This window comes from Arenimonas caeni, assembly GCF_003024235.1.
Classification (GTDB): domain Bacteria; phylum Pseudomonadota; class Gammaproteobacteria; order Xanthomonadales; family Xanthomonadaceae; genus Arenimonas; species Arenimonas caeni.
Genome location: NZ_KZ679089.1, coordinates 46,672 through 61,622, shown reverse-complemented (window position 1 = coordinate 61,622; position 14,951 = coordinate 46,672). Strand labels below are relative to the sequence as shown.

The window sequence follows — 14,951 nt, the reverse complement described above, 5'->3', positions numbered from 1 at the left end:
TCACCGCGCCCGGGCCAGTCTGGCGGCCATGGGACGATTCGCCGCCACCGTACTTGCCCTCGCCGGCCTGGGTTTCCTGGGCTTCGGCGCCGCCATCGCGGCCGACCCGGCCGGCGTGCTCGGCGGCGTCGGCATCAGCGGCACGCCGGCCGGCGTGGTCGAACTGCAGGCCTTCTATGGCGGCCTGGAGCTGGGCCTGGGCGCCTTCCTGCTGGCCTGCGCCTGGTGCCCGGGCTGGCGGCGGCCGGGGCTGTGGCTGGTGCTGCTGGCCAATGGCGGCATCGCGGCGGTGCGCCTGCTGGGCATCGCCCAGACCGGCGAGTACATCCCCTTCTTCACCTGCGCCCTGGCCTGGGAGCTGGGCTTCGCGGCGGCCGCCGCTCTGGCGCTGTGGCGGGGCCGGAATCCGGGCTGAAAGCGCGTCAAGATTCCGTTAACCTCGGGTGATTCTCTCCCCCCGAGCGCGACGTTCCATGCCCCACAGCCCGCTGCCGACCCGCGAAAGCCTGCGCGAGGTCCGCTACGACATCCGCGGCGAACTTTCCCGCCGCGCCCGCGAACTCGAGGGCCAGGGCCGGCAGCTGGTCCGCCTGAACATCGGCAACCCGGGTGCCTTCGGTTTCCGCGCCCCCGACCACCTGCAGGCCGCGCTCACCGGCCACGTGCACGCCTCCGACCCGTACACGCACCAGCAGGGCCTGCCGCTGGCGCGCGAGGCCGTGGCCGCCGTGCACCGCGAGCGCGGCACGCCCAACGCCTGCGCCGAGCGCGTGTTCATCGGCAACGGCGTGAGCGAGCTGATCGACATCTCGCTGCGCGCCCTGCTCAACCCCGGCGAGGAGGTGCTGCTGCCCTCGCCCGACTACCCGCTCTGGAGCGCCGCCACCATCCTCAACCAGGGGCGGCCGGTGTACTACCGCTGCGCGCCGGAAAACGGCTTCCTGCCCGACCCGGACGAGATCGAGCGGCTGGTGACGCCGCGCACGCGCGCGCTGGTGGTGATCAACCCCAACAACCCCACCGGCGCCAACTACCCGCCGGAACTGCTGCACCGGCTGGTGGACATCGCCGCGCGCCACGGCCTGCTGCTGATGGCCGACGAGATCTACGACGGCATCCTCTACGACGGCGCCGAATTCACGCCGCTGGCGCCGCTGGCCGGCGACGTGCCCTGCCTGAGCTTCGGCGGCCTGTCGAAGGTCTGGCGCGCCTGCGGCTGGCGCGTGGGCTGGGCGGTGCTGTCGGGCGATCCGCTGCGGGTGGGCGACCTGCACCATGCGATGGACCTGCTGGGCGCGATGCGCCTGTGCGCGAACGTGCCGGGCCAGTTCGCGGTGCCGGCCGCGCTGCAGGGGCCGGAGACCATCCGCGAACTGACCGCGCCGGGCGGTCGCCTGCATGCCTCGCGCCAGGCGGTGATCGCCGGCTGCGCGGCCAGCGAACACCTGTCGCTGGTGGCGCCGCAGGGCGCGCTCTATGCCTTCCCCGAGGTGATGGGCCAGGCGGCCGAAGGCTTCGACGACCAGGCATTCGCGCTCGAACTGCTGGAAACCGAGGACGTGCTGGTGGTGCCGGGCAGCGGCTTCAACGTGCCGGGCTCGCGGCACTTCCGGATCACGCTGCTGCCGGAGGCGGGGCTGGTGCGCGAGGTGTTCACCCGCATCGACCGCGTGCTGTCGCACCGCGCCGAAGCGGCGGCGCGCCGGCAGGTGGCCTGAGGAGCCCGCGGCGATGACGTTCGCAGCCGGCCGGGACGATGCGCCGATCCGTTACCTGGCGCTGGGCGATTCCTACACCATCGGCGAGGCCGTGGAAGAGGACGGGCGCTGGCCGGCCCAGCTCGCGGCGGGGCTGCGCGCCCGCGGCGTGCCGCTGGCGGCGCCGCGCTGCATCGCCACTACCGGCTGGACCACGGACGAGCTTTCGGCGGCGATGGATGCGGCCGAACCGCTGGGCCGGTGGGGCTTCGTGTCGCTGCTGATCGGCGTGAACAACCAGTACCGCGGCCGCGGCGTGGACGAGTACCGCCGCGAGTTCGCCGCCCTGCTCGGGCGGGCGATTGCCCTGGCCGGCGACCGCCCGGGCCGGGTGCTGGTGCTGTCGATCCCGGACTGGGGCGTGACCCCCTTCGCCCGCGACAGCGGCCGCGACCTGGCGCGCATCGCCGCCGAACTCGACGCTTTCAACGCAGCAGCAGGGGCCGAATGCGCCGCCCGCGGCGTCGCCTTCGTCGACATCACGCCGGCCAGCCGCTCCCCGGGCAACCAACCCGAGCGGATCGCCGGCGACGGCCTGCACCCCTCGGCCCGGGCCTACGCCGACTGGACCGCCCTGGCCCTGCCCGTCGCCGAATCCCTGCTCCGTTAAGGGGACAGGTGCATTTTAAGAAAGGGGCCAGGTTGACTTCGGCAACCAAGTGAACCTGGCCCCTTTCTTAAAATGCACCTGTCCCCGGGCCTCCCCGGGCCTGACGTGGGTCAGGGAGGGTGGCGGGGGTGGGGGTAGAATGGCGGCATTCCAACGGAGCCAGCCATGTCCCTTTCGCCTGATACCCGCGCGCGCATCGAGCAGATCCTCGGCGCCCACCATGTCGTGCTGTTCATGAAGGGCAACCCGGATGCGCCGCAGTGCGGCTTCTCGGCCAAGGCCGCCGGCATCCTCAAGGGCCTCGTGCCGGCCTTCGGCCACGTCGACGTGCTGGCCGACCCGGAGATCCGCGAGGGCATCAAGGTCTACGGCCAGTGGCCGACCATTCCGCAGCTGTACGTCGGCGGCGAGTTGCTCGGCGGCAGCGACATCATCGAGCAGATGCTCAACAGCGGCGAACTGCACCAGGTGCTCGGCCTGCCCGAGCCCGACCGCACGCCGCCGGCGATCGAGGTCACGCCCGCCGCCGCCGAGGCCATCGGCCGCGCGCTGGAAAACGCCGACGACGGCGTGGTGCTGCACCTGTCGGTGGACCCGCGCTTCAACGCCCGCTTCGAGCTCAAGCCGGCCTCCGGGCACGAGGTGGTGGCCGAATCCGCCGGCCTGCGCCTGCACCTGGACCTGGCCAGCGTGCCGCGCGCCCGCGGCCTGCGCATCGACTGGGTCGAGGACGCCCGCGGCGCCGGCCTGGCCATCCACAACCCGAACGCGCCGCCGGCGGTGAAGTCGATGACCGTGCAGCAGCTGCACGACCACCTCATCGCCGGCACCATCGACGTGATCGACGTGCGCCCGGCCCACGCCCGCGCCATCGCCCCCTTCCCGCACCCGCACGAGGTGCTCGACGAGGACAGCCGCGAGCGGCTCGAGTCCCTGCCCAAGGACGTCCCGCTGGCCTTCCTCTGCCACCACGGCAACTCCAGCCGGCAGGCCGCCGAGTACTTCCGGCAGCTCGGCTTCCACGACCTGTACAACGTCGAGGGCGGCATCGACGCCTGGTCGGTGCAGATCGACCCGAAGGTGCCGCGGTACTGAGAACCCCGTCACTAACCCCGGACAGCGCCTGATGGCGGCTCTAGAGTAATTGCGCTAAGTTGGGCCGGCGACCAAACCCGCCCAACCGGGTCATCCCCCCAAGGCAAGGGCGTGGTAGCACCCAGGAGGCAGACATGCGCAATTGGCTGGTAGTGGCCCCGGCGGCCCTGGTCCTCGCGGCTTGTGGCGGGGATGAGGCCGGGACTGGCGGCGAAAGCCGCGGCGACCTTGCGGCCCAGGCCTGCAAGGCAGCGACCGAATCCCGGCTCGAAGGCAAACTCTACGAAATGGACCTGCAGGCGCTCGCGGCCAGCATGCGCGACGCGCCCAACGGCGAGAACTTCCTCACCGCGCCCATCACCATCGAGCCCGGGCTGACCTCTGAGGTGAAGCAGGTGGTGGAGTGCACCGTGCGCTTCTCCAGCGCCAAACCGCAGCCGGACGTGGTCGGCTTCACCTTCAACTGGTGAAAGAAGGGGGTCAGGTTCACTTCCGGCGGGGCCGGAAGTGAACCTGACCCCCTTTCTTATTGTCGCGCCAACACCGTCCAGGCGAAGGCTTGGTCGCTACCGCCGGGCGTGTGGTGTATTTCGCGCCGGCTGTCGAGCAGTTCGAAGCCGTCGCCAAACAGCGCTGCGATGTCTTCCGACGAGCGCCGGGCAACTTCCAGTCCGCTGCAGCGCTCCGGGCCGTCGGGCGCAAAACCCCCGATCACCAGACGGCCGCCGGGGGCCAGCGCGCGGCGCGCCTGGCGAACGTACACGTCGGCGTCGGCCGGGTCGGTGAGGAAATGCAGCACCGCGCGGTCGTGCCACAGGTCGAAGGCGCCCTCGCCCAGCGGTGCGCTGCGTACGTCGTCCGCCAGCCAGTGCACGCGCGCGGCGACTTCGCCCAGGCGCTGGCGGGCCACCGCGAGCGCGGCGTCCGACAGGTCGAGCACGGTCACCGAGGCGACGCCCCGGGCGAGCAGGTCGTCGACCAGGGTCGAGGCGCCGCCGCCGACGTCGATCACGCGCGAGGCCGGGCCCAGGCCGGCGCGCGCGAGCAGGGCGAGCGAGGTGTCCAGGTGCGGGGCATACCAGCTGACGCCGTCCGCAGGCTTGCGGCGGTAAACGTCCTGCCAGTGTTCGCGTGTCGTCGGGTCGGCTCCGGCCATGGCCCGATGGTACGCCCGTGGCGGCGCCGCGGCGTCCGGGCGCTGGAATTGTGTATCGCCGCGCCGGGCCGATAGGCTCGTCGCGAGATGCACTGCACGAGCCGCCAATGGGCCACGGCCACGACCACCACTTCGACACGAGCCACCACGAGCGCCCGCTGCGCTGGGCGCTTGCGCTCACGCTCACCTTCCTGGTGGCCGAGGTCGTCGGTGCCTGGCTGAGCAACAGCCTGGCCCTGCTTTCGGACGCCGCGCACATGGCGTCCGACGCCTTCGCCCTCGGGGTGGCCCTGGCCGCGGTGCGCCTGTCGCGCCTGCCGGCCGATGGCCGCCGCACCTATGGTTATGCCCGCGCCGAAGCCCTCGGCGCGCTGGTCAATGGCTGCCTGCTGTTCGCGGTGGCGGGCTGGATCCTCTACGAGGCGGCCGGGCGCTTCTTCTCGCCGCACGAGATCGCCAGCACGACGATGCTGGTGGTCGCCGTGCTGGGGCTGGCCGTGAACCTGGTGGCCATGCGCCTGCTGCACGCCGGCTCCGGCGAGAACCTCAACATGAAGGGCGCCTACCTCGAGGTCTGGGCCGACATGCTCGGCTCGGTGGCCGTGATCGCCGGCGCGGCCACCATCCACTTCACCGGCTGGGCCTGGGTCGACCCGGCGCTGGCGGTGGCGATCGGCCTGTGGGTGCTGCCGCGCGCCTGGCACCTGGTGTCGGAAGCCGTGCACCTGCTGCTCGAGGGCGCGCCGCGCGGCATCGCCGTGGACGACGTGCGCGCGGCGATGCTGGCCGAACCCGGCGTGGCTTCGATCCACGACCTGCACCTGTGGTCGCTGAGCAGCCAGCAGCCGATGCTCACCGCGCACGTGGACGTGGATGACGGCGTCGACGCCGATGCCCTGCGCCGGCGCCTGACCGCGCTGGTGCGCGAGCGCTTCCACATCACCCACTCCACCCTGCAGCTGGAAAAAGAAACGGGGTCAGGTTCACTTTCCGCGAAGCCGGCGGCCGACTGCGGCCACTGCCACGATTAGGCACGATTAGGGGACGGGTGCATTTTTCCAAAAGGAAAAATGCACCCGTCCCCTTTCCCGGCTTCAGTCGAAGCGCAGGTGCTTGACGGACTTGCCGTGGCGGCGGATCAGGCGCAGGGCCTCGATGCCGATCTGGATGTGGCGCTCGACGAAGTGTTCGGTGACCTTGCGGTCCGAGGCCTCGGTCTTCACGCCCTCGGGCACCATCGGCTGGTCGGAGACCAGCAGCAGCGCGCCCGAGGGGATCGAGTTGGCGAAGCCGGCGGCGAAGATCGTCGCCGTCTCCATGTCGATGGCCATGCAGCGCAGCTTGCGCAGGTAGGCCTTGAACTCGTCGTCGTGTTCCCAGACGCGGCGGTTGGTGGTGAACACCGTGCCGGTCCAGTAGTCGTGGCCAAGGTCGCGGATCATGGTCGACACCGCGCGCTGCAGCGCGAAGGCCGGCAGCGCCGGCACTTCCGGCGGCAGGTAGTCGTTCGACGTGCCCTCGCCGCGGATGGCGGCGATGGGCAGGATCAGGTCGCCCAGCTCGTTCTTGCGCTTGAGCCCTCCGCACTTGCCCAGGAACAGGCAGGCCTTGGGGCCGATGGCGCTGAGCAGGTCCATCACGGTGGCGGCGTTGGCGCTGCCCATGCCGAAGTTGACCAGGGTGATGCCGTCTGCGGTGGCGCTGGGCATGGGGCGGTCCAGGCCCACCACCTCGGCGCCGGTGAGGCGCGAGAAGGTGTTGAGGTAGCCGCCGAAGTTGGTCAGCAGGATGTGCTCGCCGAAGGCCTCCAGGGGCACGCCGGTGTAGCGCGGAAGCCAGTTGCTGACGATCTCGTTCTTGTCTTTCATCTGTTCTTTATCCTTGTCTTGTTCTTTTTATCCGTATTGCCGGGCCATTGTGCCACGCGCGCGCTGAACGCCGGCGTCCTGCACTTGGCAAACCCCGGCCGCCATGGCTAGGGTGGCCTCACCACCGGGGGAGAATCCGATGCACCACATACTCAGGGCCAGCCTGCTGGCCACCACCCTGCTCGCCCTGCCGGCGCTCGCGCCCGCGGCCGAAGCACCCTTCGCCAGCACCTACGCGCCGGTCGCCTCCGGCCCGGTGCTGATCACCGACGCCACCGTGCTCACCGGCGACGGCAAGCGACTCGAGAATGCCGACGTGCTGATGCGCGATGGCAAGGTGGCCGCGGTCGGCACCGACCTCGACCCCGCCGGCGCCACCGTGGTCGATGGCCGCGGCAAGTGGGTGACGCCCGGCATCATCGACGTGCATTCGCACCTGGGCGTCTATCCCAGCCCGGGCGCCACCGCGCACAGCGACGGCAACGAAATGACCAGCCCGGTGACCGCGCAGGTCTGGGCCGAACACGGCGTCTGGCCGCAGGACCCGGGCTTCGGCGCGGCCCTGGCCGGCGGCGTCACCTCGCTGATGATCCTGCCCGGCTCGGCCAACCTCATCGGCGGCCGCGGCGTGGTGCTGCGCAACGTGCCCGCCACCACCATGCAGGAAATGAAGTTCCCCGGCGCGCCGCACGGCGTGAAGATGGCCTGCGGCGAGAACCCCAAGCGCGTCTACGGCAGCCGCGGCCAGGCGCCGATGACCCGCATGGGCAACATCGCCGGCTATCGCGCCGCCTTCATCGAGGCGCAGAAGTACCGCGAGGCCTGGGACAAGTACGAAGCGGCCAACCGCGACGACGGCAAGCGCCGCGGCAAGTCCTCCGGCGGCAACGGCCAGCCCCCGGCGCGCGACCTGCGCATGGAAACCCTGGCCGACGTGCTGCGCGGCGAGATCACCGTGCAGATCCACTGCTACCGCGCCGACGAGATCGCGCTGATGATGGACCTGGCGCGCGAGTTCGACTTCCGGATCGCCGCCATCCACCACGGCGTGGAGGCCTACAAGCTCGCCGACGAGCTGGCCGCCGAAGGCATCTGCGGCGCGCTCTGGGCCGACTGGTGGGGCTTCAAGATGGAGGCCTACGACGGCATCCAGGAGAACATCGCCCTGGTCGACCGCGCGAAGAACGGCTGCGCCATCGTGCACTCCGACTCGGGCGAGGGCATCCAGCGACTCAACCAGGAGGCCGCCAAGGTGATGGTGCGCGGCGAGCGCGCCGGCATTTCGCTGCCGCCCGAGCACGCCATCCGCTGGCTGACCTCCAACGCCGCGCGGGCCATCGGCATCGCCGACCAGGTCGGCACGCTCGAGGAAGGCAAGCTGGCCGACGTGGTGCTGTGGAACGGCAACCCGTTCAGCGTCTACGCCAAGGCCGAGAAGGTCTACGTCGACGGCGCCCTGCTCTACGACCGCAACGACCCGGCACGCCAGCCGGTGTCCGACTTCATGCTTGGCCAGGAGGTGTCGCCGTGAAGCGCCTGTTGATTTCCGCCCTGCTGGCCGCCGCGCTGCCCGCCGCCGCCCAGGACCTGCTGGTCCGCGACGCCACCGTGCACACCGCCGGCAGCGCCGGCACGCTCAGGGACCATGACGTGCTGGTGCAGGGCGGCGTGGTGCGCGCCATCGGCCCCGACCTGGCCGCGCCGGCCGGCGTGCCCGTGATCGAGGCCAAGGGCCGTCCGCTGACCCCGGGCCTGTTCGGCGGCCTGACCGGCCTGGGCATCGAGGAAGTGTCCGGCGAGCGGGCCACGGTGGACTCCGGGCTGGCCCTGGGCGCCATGACCCCGGCCCACGAAGGTTCGTCCTGGCGCCCCGAGTTCGACGTGGACGTGGCCTTCAACCCGCACTCGGCCGCCATCGGCGTCAATCGCGTCGAGGGCATCACCTTCACCGTGCTCTCGCCGGCGGCGCTGCCGGGCGGCAGCTTCGTCGCCGGCCAGGGCAGCGCGGTGCTGCTCGATGGCCGCTACGACGCGGCGATTCCGGGCACGCGCAGCCTGTTCATCGACCTGGGCAGCGATGCCTCGGGCCTGTCCGGCGGCAGCCGCGCCGGCCAGTGGATGCTGCTCGAGCAGGCCGTGGCCGAAGCCCGCGGCGGTGGCGGCGAAGGCCTGCTCACCCGCGCCGGCCGCGCCGCGCTGGCGCGCTACCTCGCCGGCGGCCGCGTGGTGTTCCACGTCGACCGCGCCGCCGACATCCGCCGCGTGCTGGCCTTCGCCAAGCAGCAGGGCATGCGCCCGGTGATCGCCGGCGGCAACGAAGCCTGGCGCGTCGCCGACGAGCTCAAGGCCGCCAACGCGGTGGTGCTGCTCGATTCGCTGGCCAACCTGCCCGACAACTTCGATTCGCTGTCCTCGAGCCTGGAGAACGCCGCGCGCCTGCATCGCGCCGGCGTGCGCGTGGGCTTCACCCAGCGCGGCGACGCCACCCACAACGCCCGCAAGGTGCGCCAGCTGGCCGGCAACGCCGTCGCCCACGGCCTGCCCTGGGAGGCCGGCCTGGCCGCACTGACCTCGGTGCCGGCCGACACCTTCGGCCTGGGCGGCCAGCGCGGCCGCATCGCCGTGGGCCTGGCCGCCGACCTGGTGCTCTGGAGCGGCGATCCGCTGGAAGTGACCACCGTGGCCGAGCAGGTCTGGTTCGGCGGCGTGCCGGCGTCGATGCGCTCGCGCCAGACCGAACTGCGCGACCGCTACCTCGCCCCGAAGGGCGACCTGCCGCGGGCCTACACCCGCTAAGCAGCCCCACCCCGTAGGAGCGCCTTCAGGCGCGAATCTTTTGGCTTTGCCTTATTCGGCAAAGAAGGGATTCGCGCCTGAAGGCGCTCCTACGGGCCGTTCGGAGCGGGCACCACGGCGTCGGCGACCACCATGTTGCGGCCCGAGCCCTTGGCCGTGTACATCGCGCGATCCGCGCGGTCCATCAGCGCGTCGTAGCTTTCGCCCTCGCCCAGGTATTCGGCGGCGCCGACGCTGACGGTCAGCTCCACCACCTCCTCCCCGACGACCTGGCAGTGCTTCTGCACGGCCTGGCGGATGCGCTCGCCGACCGCGAGCGCGTGGATGCGCCTGGCGCCCGGCAGCGCCACCGCGAACTCCTCGCCGCCCAGCCGGCCGAGGATGTCGCCGCCGCGCAGTTCGGCCGCCACCGTGTCGGCCACGGCCTTGAGGCAGTCGTCGCCGACCTGGTGGCCCAGGCTGTCGTTGATGAGCTTGAACAGGTCGATGTCGAAGAACAGCACCGACATCGGCCGCCGGTCCTGGCGCATGTCTTCGCCGATGCGCTCGAGCCGGGCGCGCCAGGCGCCGCGGTTGAGCACGCCGGTGAGCGGGTCGCGCTCGGAGTCGGCCTTGACCCGCGAGGCTTCGGCGCGCGCGTGGTCGCGCTCGTGCAGCAGGCCGCGCATGCGCCCCGACAGCTTGCGCACCAGCGCCACGCCCCAGGCCGCGACGGCCAGCGCCAGCAGCGCCACCAGCCAGGGCCAGCGGCCGCCGATGAAAACGGCCAGCAGCGCCACCGCCAGCGCCGCCGCAGCCACGTAGCCCCAGCCCTCGCGCGGCGCCAGGCGCTCGCGCATGACCGACCAGCAGACGGCCAGCGCGACCGAGAGGCCCAGCGCGACGCCCACCAGCACCCAGGCGCCGGACTGCACCGCCGGCGCCGGCCCGGCCGCCAGGGCGGGCGCGCACAGGCCAGGCCCCAGCAGGAAAAGGGCCGGGAACCGCGCCGGACTGCGGCGTTTTCGCGTATCCATGGCCCAACTTTCGGGCAGGCGGGCGGCCGGCACAAGCAGAAAAGTCCTCGACATGGCCAAGTCGCCAACCCGCTCACGCTTTCGGCCACCCATGACCTCCGGCCTATCTGCCGGCTGGCCGCTTGGCCTAGCATCGGTCGTTTACCGCCCGCTTCCGGAGCCGCCGATGTCGCCTCGCCCGATCAGCCTCGCCCTTGCCCTCAGCCTCGCTCTCGGCGCCACCGCGCAGGCGGCCGAACCCAAGTGGGACGTCAACGCCGCGCACGCCAAGGGCAAGATGGTGCGCTTCAGCACCGACGAGGGCACCTGGCTCGACCTCGACGTCAGCCCCGACGGCCGCACGATCGTGTTCTCGATGCTCGGCGACATCTACGCCCTGCCCGCCGAGGGTGGCCAGGCCCGTCGCCTGACCCGCGGCCCGTCCTGGGACATCCAGCCGCGCTTCTCGCCCGACGGCAAGGAAATCGCCTTCACCTCCGACCGCGGCGGCGGCAACAACCTCTGGCGCATGAAAGCCGACGGCAGCGGCGCGACGCAGGTGACCAAGGAAGACTTCCGCCTGCTCAACAACCCGGCCTGGGCGCCGGACGGCCAGTTCATCGTCGGCCGCAAGCACTTCACCTCGCAGCGTTCGCTGGGCGCGGGCGAGCTGTGGCTCTACCACCGCGACGGCGGCGCCGGCCTGCAGCTGACCAAGCGCAAGAACGACCAGCAGGACCTGGGCGAGCCGGCGTTCTCGCCCGACGGCCGCTACATCTACTACTCCGAGGACGTCAGCCCGGGCGGCAACTTCCAGTACAACCGCAACGTGCACGGCGTCATCTACGCGATCAGGCGCCTGGACCGCGAAACCGGCGAAATCGAAACCGTGGCCGCCGGCCCGGGCGGCGCCGTGCGCCCGCAGCCCTCGCCGGACGGCAGGTCGCTGGCCTTCGTCAAGCGCGTGCGCGACAAGTCGGTGCTGCACGTGCTCGACCTCGCCTCGGGCCAGGTGCGCCCGCTCTGGGACGGCCTCTCGCACGACCAGCAGGAAGCCTGGGCGATCTTCGGCCCCTACCCGAACTTCGACTGGACGCCGGACGGCAAGGCGCTGGTGGTGTGGGCGCAGGGCAAGCTCTGGCGCGTGGACGCCGCCAGCGGCGCGCCGGCCAACATCCCCTTCACCGCCGAGGTCGAGCAGAGCGTGATGCCGGCCCTGCGCCATGCGCAGCAGCTCGAAGGCGCCGACTTCGCGCCGAAGATGATCCGCGACGTCGCCACCAGCCCGGACGGCAAGACCCTGGTCTTCCACGCCGTGGGCCAGCTGTGGACCAAGGCCCTGCCGAACGGCGAGCCGCGCCGGCTGACCCGCGACGATTCGCGCTTCGAGTACCAGCCCAGCTTCAGCGCCGACGGCCGCAAGCTGCTCTACACCACCTGGTCCGACGCCGACATGGGCGCCATCCACGAGCTCGACCTGGCCAGCGGCCAGTCGCGCAAGCTCACCACCGAGCCCGGCTTCTACTACGGCCCGCGCTATTCCCACGACGGCGCGCGCATCGTCTATTCGCGCTCGGGTGGCGGCGGCCTCACCGGCAGCCTGTGGAGCGGCGTGCGCGGCGTGTTCGTGATGCCGGCCGCGGGCGGCGCGGCGGTGCAGGTGTCGAAGAACGGCGCCGACCCGCACTTCTCGGCCGACGGCAGGCGCGTGTACTTCCTCACCGGTGGTGGCCTCGACAAGAAGCTGATGAGCGTGGGCCTCAACGGCGAGCAGCCGCGCGAGGTCTTCAGCCTCAAGTACGTCGACAACGTGGCGATCAGCCCCGACGGCAAGTCGGTGGCCTTCACCGAGCTGTTCAACGGCTACGTGGCGCCGCTGCCGGCCACGGGCGGCAGCATCGAGCTCAACAAGGACACCAGGGCCATCCCGGTGACCGCGCTGGGCACCGACATGGGCAGCTACCTGCACTGGGCCGCCGATTCGAAGTCGCTGCACTGGATGGTGGGCGACCGCTACCACAGCCGCGCGCTGGGTGCGGCCAAGGCCGACGCCGGCGTGCCGGTGGGCCTGCGCGTGGCCACCGACCGCCCGGCCGACACCTTCGCCCTGGTGGGCGGCCGCGTGGTGACGATGCGCAATGCCGAAGGCGCGCAGGAAGTGATCGAGGACGGCGTGGTGGTGGTGCGCGGCGAGCGCATCGTGGCCGTGGGCAAGCGCGGCGACGTGGCCATCCCGGCCGGCGCGCGCGAGGTGGACGTGGCCGGCAAGACCGTGTTCCCGGGCATCGTGGACGTGCACGCGCACGCGGCGCACTTCGGCCAGGGCGTGGTGCCGCAGAACAACTGGGCCTACGCCGCCAACCTGGCCTTCGGCATCACCACCATGCACGACCCGTCGGCGACCACCGAGTTCGTGTTCTCGCAGTCCGAGCTGGTCAAGGCCGGCAAGATGGTCGGCCCGCGCGTGTTCTCCACCGGCACCATCCTTTACGGCGCCGACGGCGACTTCAAGGCGGTGGTGAACTCGCTCGACGACGCCCGCGCGCACCTGCGCCGCATGAAGGCCAACGGCGCGTTCTCGGTGAAGAGCTACAACCAGCCGCGCCGCGACCAGCGCCAGCAGATCAACCAGGCCGCGAACGAGCTGGGCATGCTGGTGGTGGAGGAAGGCGGCAGCACCTTCCAGCACAACATGACCATGGTCGTGGACGGCGTGACCGGCGTAGAGCACAACATCCCGGTGGCGCCGCTGTACCGCGACGTGGTGGAGCTGTGGCGCCAGACCGGCGTGTCGAACACGCCGACCCTGGTGGTGAACTACGGCGGCCTCAACGCCGAGTACTACTGGTATGCCAAGGACAACCTGTGGGAGAACGCGCGCCTGAACCGCTTCTTCCCCAAGGGCTCGCTCGACGACCGCACCATCCGCCGCGAGACCGGGCCGGAGTGGGACTACTACCACGTGGAAGTGGCGAAGGCGGCCAAGGTGCTGCGCGACGCCGGCGTGCCGATCCTCGTCGGCGGCCACGGCCAGATGCAGGGCCAGGCGGCGCACTGGGAGATCTGGTCGCTGGTGCAGGGCGGCTTCACGCCCTTCGAGGCGCTGCGCGCGGCCACCATCGACGGCGCCAACTACATCGGCCTGGCGAAGGAGATCGGATCACTCGAGGCCGGCAAGCGCGCCGACCTCGTGGTGGTGGACGGCAACCCGCTCGAGGACATCCGTGCGTCGGACGACACGGCGCTGGTGATGGTCAACGGCCGCCTGTTCAAGGCCGAGGACATGTCCGAGATCGGCGGGCTGCAGCGCCCGGCGCCGACCTTCTTCTGGCAGCGCGAAGGCGCCGCGGTGCCCACCGGCGTCGAGTACGGCCCGACGGCGCCCTGCCACTGCCCGAAGTCCGACCCGCACCGCCACTGAGCGGGCGGGCCGGCCCGGCTACTTCGAGTTGATCTGCAGGCGCAGCGCGGCCACGAAGCCGTCGTCGCGACGGCCGTGGCCCGGCTCGAAATCGCTGCCCATGATCACGACATAGGTGCCGCCACCGTCGACGACGGCCATGCCGCGTGAGCCGTCGGACGATGGCGTCCAGACGCTCTGCACCAGGGTGCCGTTCTCTTCGCGCACCTCACTCGCGACCAGGCCCGCGCCCTCGAACTGCCCGGCCAGGGCCGCCATGCCCTCCCGGGCCGACAGCGTGGGCAGGTCGAGGTGCACCTGGCGGATGGTGACGTGGGCCTGGGTGCTCATGTCCACCAGCGCGTTGTAGTCGAAGGCCGGCACGACGCCGCCGGGCAGCGGCGTGGACAGCGCCCTGAGACCGGGCTGGCCGGACGGCGCGGCATCGGAACGCCCGCGGGCGGCCTCGAACATGGCGGCGCCGCGGCTGCTGGCCTCCGGCTGCGCGGGCTCCGCTGGGCCGCCGCAGCCGGCGACGAGGGCGGCCACGCAGGCCAGGGCAAGGGTCGATCGGGTCATCGCGCACTCCAGGGTCGGATCCTGCCCTGCTCAACGCAATCCCAGCCACCGCCCCGCCAGGTGAATGGCATCAGCGCGGGCGGGCCCGGGCGAAGAGCCCGGCGGACACCAGCCAGGCCGCGCACATCACGCCGGTGAAGACCCAGACCTGGCCGTGGCCAGCCGCCGCCAGCCAGATCGCCAGCGCCAGCTGCGCGGCCGCCACCAGGCGCATCGCCCAGGCCAGGCCGGGCGCCCGGAAACGCACCGCCGCGGCGGCGACGAGCGCCAGCGCCGGGACCGCGAAGAACCCCTGGTTCACCGGGTTGTCCTCGCTGCCGACGATGCCGACCGCCAGGTTGGCCCAGACCGTCAGGAAACCCGCGCCCACGGCCAGGCCGGAGGCCACCAGGAAAGCCTTGTCGCGGGCCAGCCGGACGGCCAGCTCGAAGAGCCCGCAGGCGACCAGCAGCATCGCGCCGAACACGGCGAAATCCAGCCCCGTCCACTGCACCTCGTCGGTGAACTGCATCGCCACCAGCGGCGCGAGCAGCAAGGCCGCGGCGCCGCCCCAGACGAGCCAGCGCAGCCATCGATCCCGCAGGTAGCCGCCTGCCAGGAGCTTCGCCATGTAATTCCCCTTGCTGTTGATGTGGAACGGGATGCTGGTACCCGATTGTGGCGTTTCCCGGGCGGCCCCGTGGCACCGGGCCGGC

At 71.6% G+C, this 14,951-nt stretch carries 14 protein-coding genes; 9 read left to right on the top strand and 5 right to left on the bottom strand.

What is annotated here, in order from left to right; all coding sequences use genetic code 11:
* Positions 1 to 28 precede the first annotated feature (28 nt).
* The 5 genes from C6N40_RS07655 (at position 29) to C6N40_RS07635 (ending at position 3,932) form a co-directional block, all read left to right on the top strand.
* Entirely contained in the window at positions 29 to 415 is a 387-nt protein-coding gene (locus tag C6N40_RS07655; RefSeq protein WP_106990429.1) for a DUF4345 family protein, read from the top strand.
* 58 nt (positions 416 to 473) lie between these two features.
* On the top strand, positions 474 to 1,718 hold the full coding sequence (locus C6N40_RS07650; protein WP_106990428.1) for an aminotransferase class I/II-fold pyridoxal phosphate-dependent enzyme: 1,245 nt from the start codon (positions 474 to 476) through the stop codon (positions 1,716 to 1,718).
* 13 nt (positions 1,719 to 1,731) lie between these two features.
* Positions 1,732 to 2,367: an SGNH/GDSL hydrolase family protein gene (locus tag C6N40_RS07645; RefSeq protein ID WP_106990427.1), complete on the top strand. Its 636-nt coding sequence runs from the start codon at positions 1,732 to 1,734 to the stop codon at positions 2,365 to 2,367.
* A 165-nt stretch (positions 2,368 to 2,532) separates the two neighbouring features.
* Positions 2,533 to 3,462 carry a Grx4 family monothiol glutaredoxin gene (gene grxD, locus C6N40_RS07640; RefSeq protein WP_106990426.1) on the top strand — a complete coding sequence of 310 codons (930 nt, stop codon included), beginning with the start codon at positions 2,533 to 2,535 and terminating at the stop codon, positions 3,460 to 3,462.
* Between the two features lie 134 nt (positions 3,463 to 3,596).
* Positions 3,597 to 3,932 (top strand): hypothetical protein, encoded by a 336-nt coding sequence (locus C6N40_RS07635; protein ID WP_106990425.1) that lies wholly within the window; start codon positions 3,597 to 3,599, stop codon positions 3,930 to 3,932.
* 56 nt (positions 3,933 to 3,988) lie between these two features.
* Here C6N40_RS07635 and C6N40_RS07630 read toward each other — a convergent pair whose 3' ends face one another.
* A complete protein-coding gene (locus C6N40_RS07630; protein WP_106990424.1) occupies positions 3,989 to 4,618 on the bottom strand; it encodes a class I SAM-dependent methyltransferase in 630 nt (209 codons plus the stop codon).
* Between the two features lie 107 nt (positions 4,619 to 4,725).
* Between C6N40_RS07630 and C6N40_RS07625 the strand changes: the two genes are divergently transcribed.
* Entirely contained in the window at positions 4,726 to 5,649 is a 924-nt protein-coding gene (locus C6N40_RS07625) for a cation diffusion facilitator family transporter (RefSeq protein WP_106990423.1), read from the top strand.
* Between the two features lie 63 nt (positions 5,650 to 5,712).
* Here C6N40_RS07625 and C6N40_RS07620 read toward each other — a convergent pair whose 3' ends face one another.
* Positions 5,713 to 6,486, bottom strand: coding sequence for an AMP nucleosidase (locus C6N40_RS07620; RefSeq protein ID WP_106990422.1), 774 nt, complete (start codon positions 6,484 to 6,486; stop codon positions 5,713 to 5,715).
* A gap of 139 nt (positions 6,487 to 6,625) precedes the next feature.
* Between C6N40_RS07620 and C6N40_RS07615 the strand changes: the two genes are divergently transcribed.
* The gene (locus C6N40_RS07615; protein WP_106990421.1) at positions 6,626 to 8,017 is read left to right on the top strand and encodes an amidohydrolase; all 1,392 of its coding nucleotides are present in this window, start codon (positions 6,626 to 6,628) and stop codon (positions 8,015 to 8,017) included.
* The gene (locus tag C6N40_RS07610; protein ID WP_240183478.1) at positions 8,014 to 9,282 is read left to right on the top strand and encodes an amidohydrolase family protein; all 1,269 of its coding nucleotides are present in this window, start codon (positions 8,014 to 8,016) and stop codon (positions 9,280 to 9,282) included. The genes C6N40_RS07615 and C6N40_RS07610 overlap by 4 nt, the downstream gene beginning before the upstream one ends.
* A gap of 89 nt (positions 9,283 to 9,371) precedes the next feature.
* On the opposite strand, the gene C6N40_RS07605 is transcribed toward C6N40_RS07610, so the two are convergent.
* A complete protein-coding gene (locus C6N40_RS07605; RefSeq protein ID WP_106990420.1) occupies positions 9,372 to 10,298 on the bottom strand; it encodes a GGDEF domain-containing protein in 927 nt (308 codons plus the stop codon).
* A 166-nt stretch (positions 10,299 to 10,464) separates the two neighbouring features.
* Here C6N40_RS07605 and C6N40_RS07600 point away from each other — a divergent pair, with 166 nt between their 5' ends.
* A complete protein-coding gene (locus tag C6N40_RS07600) occupies positions 10,465 to 13,698 on the top strand; it encodes an amidohydrolase family protein (protein WP_106990419.1) in 3,234 nt (1,077 codons plus the stop codon).
* Between the two features lie 18 nt (positions 13,699 to 13,716).
* On the opposite strand, the gene C6N40_RS07595 is transcribed toward C6N40_RS07600, so the two are convergent.
* Both C6N40_RS07595 and C6N40_RS07590 read right to left on the bottom strand, forming a co-directional pair.
* Positions 13,717 to 14,256: a hypothetical protein gene (locus C6N40_RS07595; protein WP_106990418.1), complete on the bottom strand. Its 540-nt coding sequence runs from the start codon at positions 14,254 to 14,256 to the stop codon at positions 13,717 to 13,719.
* Between the two features lie 70 nt (positions 14,257 to 14,326).
* A complete protein-coding gene (locus C6N40_RS07590; RefSeq protein ID WP_106990417.1) occupies positions 14,327 to 14,866 on the bottom strand; it encodes a hypothetical protein in 540 nt (179 codons plus the stop codon).
* Positions 14,867 to 14,951 lie beyond the last annotated feature (85 nt).